General features: G+C 74.9%; 3 protein-coding genes. 1 reads left to right on the plus strand and 2 read right to left on the minus strand.

All coding sequences use genetic code 11. The features are described 5' to 3' along the window. On the plus strand, positions 1-903 hold a 903-nt coding region (locus tag ACWCSD_RS51355; RefSeq protein ID WP_449926987.1), incomplete at its 5' end, for a CU044_5270 family protein. A gap of 10 nt (positions 904-913) precedes the next feature. Here the strand turns inward: ACWCSD_RS51355 and ACWCSD_RS51360 are convergent. Further along, the gene (locus ACWCSD_RS51360; RefSeq protein ID WP_397165310.1) at positions 914-2,026 is read right to left on the minus strand and encodes a hypothetical protein; all 1,113 of its coding nucleotides are present in this window, start codon (positions 2,024-2,026) and stop codon (positions 914-916) included. Continuing rightward, positions 2,023-2,520, minus strand: coding sequence for a SigE family RNA polymerase sigma factor (locus ACWCSD_RS51365; protein ID WP_357994599.1), 498 nt, complete (start codon positions 2,518-2,520; stop codon positions 2,023-2,025). The genes ACWCSD_RS51360 and ACWCSD_RS51365 overlap by 4 nt, the downstream gene beginning before the upstream one ends. Positions 2,521-2,600 lie beyond the last annotated feature (80 nt).

Genomic DNA, 2,600 nt, shown 5'->3' on the forward strand with positions numbered 1-2,600 from the left:
GGCCAGGCCCCGGCCCGGAAGCGGCGCCGGTTCTGGGCGGTGCCGTCGCTGCTGGCCGCCGCGACAGCCGCCGCCGCCGTTGTCGTGGCGGTGAACGGTTCCCACACCCCGGCTCCGCCCCCGCCCGCCGCCATGACCACCATGCCGGTACGGGCCGAGACCGTGCTGCGCCAAGCCGCCCTGGTGGCCGAGGGACGCCGCCGGCGCCACGAGCCGCGGCCCGACCAGTGGTTGTACCGGAAGGACCTGGTCAAGCAGCCCGGCGAGGAGCGAGGCACGGTCCAGGAATACTGGACCCGGTACGACGGCACCCGCCAGGCCCTCCGCCAGAACGGCGGCCCCCTGGAATTCCAGGACATCACCCCCGAACCGGACGACGACGACCTGACACCCCGGCAGTACGCGGCCAAGTTCGCCGACCTGCCCACCGATCCCGCCGCGCTGCTGGACCACGTCAGGGGCGACCGGCACTGGTCGACCCTGCCGAAGGGCGCGGACGCCGAGCAGCCGGACGCGCGGGCGTTCCGCGTGTTGTCGGTCTACCTCGACGCGGGCGTCCCCATGCCGCCGCGGGTCGAGGCCGCCGTCTTCCGCGCGCTCGCCGAGCTGCCCGGAGTGCGGGTGGACCTCGGCGTACGGGACGCGGCGGGCCGGGCGGGGATCGGCGTCGCCTACGAGCCCGCCGGCTCCGTCCCCGGCGGGTCGACGCGGGACGCGCAGGGCCGGATCGTCTCGCGGTCGTATCTGGTGCTGGACGCCGCGACCTACCGTTTCCTCGGCAGGCGCGTGGACAACCTCCAGGACGAGGTCATCGGCGGCGAGGTGACGGCCCGCAAGGGCACGTTCTACGCGAGCGCCGACCTGGCGGCGGGCGTGGTGGACGAACCAGGCCGGCTCCCCTGACCACGGGCCGCTACGGACGTGCGCCCAGGCGGTTCACCCAGCCCATCTCCTCGTACGTGGTCTGGATCAGCGGCTCGGACCGCCCCGGGGGGCGCAACTCGTAGGCGAGCAACCGCGCCGTCGCGACGTCCACGACCAGGCGCGACTCGCCCGCGCCCTCACCGCTGCCCGGCGTGGTCAGCGTCAGGGCGACGCCGGTGCGGCCCAGCGGGTCGGTGACCTCGCCCAGCGATCTGATCGCGGGCTGCCCGGCGAGCAGCCGATACAGGGAGGACCGGGTTCCCGGGCTGATGGGACCGGCGAGCAGGTCCTGCGCCGTCGTCCACACATAGGAGGTGAACGTCGGCTTGGCGGGCCACCAGTCGCCGGGCTTCTCCTCGTCGAACAGCCGCCGCAGCAGGCCCGCCAGCCTCTCCTCGTCGGCCGGGAGCGCGAGCAGCTGGCGGAGCGTGTAGCGGTGGTTGCCGATCAGGAAGTGGAGTTGCATGGCGTAGTCGTTGCTCGACGGCTTTCCGCCGCTCAGGTCGGGGGAGCCGAGCCGCCTCCAGCGGGCCTCGTCCTCGGGGGAGGCGAAGGCGACCTTCGGGTCCTGGCCGGTCACGGTCCGGCTGGGCGCACCCCGGCGGGCCGCGTACCAGGTGTCCTGGGTGTGCGTCACCCTGGCCGAGAACGGCGGGTTCTTCGCCTGCGGGTGGCGCACCGGCTCGGAGGTGCGCGCGCGAACGTGCCAGTACCGGCCGGAGGCGGCGGCCCCGTGCCCGGCGGACTCGGCCGCGGCCAGCAGCACGGACCGCGCGTCCAGCGCCTGGCGCGCTCCTTCCGAGGACGCCGGCGTACCGGCCGGAACGGCGCTCGGCGGCGCGCCCTCAGTACTGATCCCGGGGCCGATCCCGGTGCCGACCCCGGGGCCGCCCCCAGCGCCGATCCCGGTGCCGCCGAGGATCACGAAGGCGGCCGCCGAGGCGAGCAGCGCCCCCGCGGCGGCCCGCGTCGCGGTGCGGATCCGCCTGGCCCGGCGCCCTCGTCGCACCAGCGCGGGCACCGGCGGGGGCGTGGGCGCGGGCCCCTCGCGTCGGGCGAGATCACGCAGTGCCCGCGCCAGGAGATCCTGGTCGTCCTTCATCGTGCTGCCTCCTGATCTTCGCGCAGAGCCGTGCGCAGGCGCGCCATCGCTCTGGAGTGCTGGCTCTTGACGGCGCCGACCGAGCAGCCGAGGACGGCCGCGACCGCCTTCTCGGTCAGGTCCTCGTAGTGCCGCAGCACCACCACCGCCCGTTGCCTGGGCGACAGGGAGAGCAGGGCGCGGCGCAGGTCCTCGTGCGGCTCGTGGAGCTGCTGGCGGGGATCGGTGTGCTCGGGCGGACTGGCGGTCGGCACCTCCCGCCGTCGCCGCCGCCACCGGCTGACGTTGCCGTTGGCGAGCATGCGCCGCAGGTAGGCGTGCGGATCGGCGGACCGCACCCGCCGCCAATGGACGTACAGCCGCACCAGGCAGTCCTGCAGCAGCTCCTCGCCCCGGTGCCGGTCGCCGGCGAGCAGGACGGCGACGGCCATGTGCCTGTCCCAGGCCGCCGCCACGAAGGCAGCGTAGGAGGCGTCGTCGGATGGATCACTCACATGGCCTCAACGCGGAAGCGGGCCGGGAAGGTTGACACCGGAACGCGAAAAGGGCGCGCCCCCCGGAAAGGGAGGGCGCG

This window comes from Nonomuraea sp. NPDC001684, from assembly GCF_053596515.1.

What these genes read in the sequence shown, in the direction of transcription:
- ACWCSD_RS51360 (WP_397165310.1), bottom strand. Translation starts at nt 2,026, where the DNA reads ATGAAGGACGACCAGGATCTCCTGGCGCGGGCACTGCGTGATCTCGCC.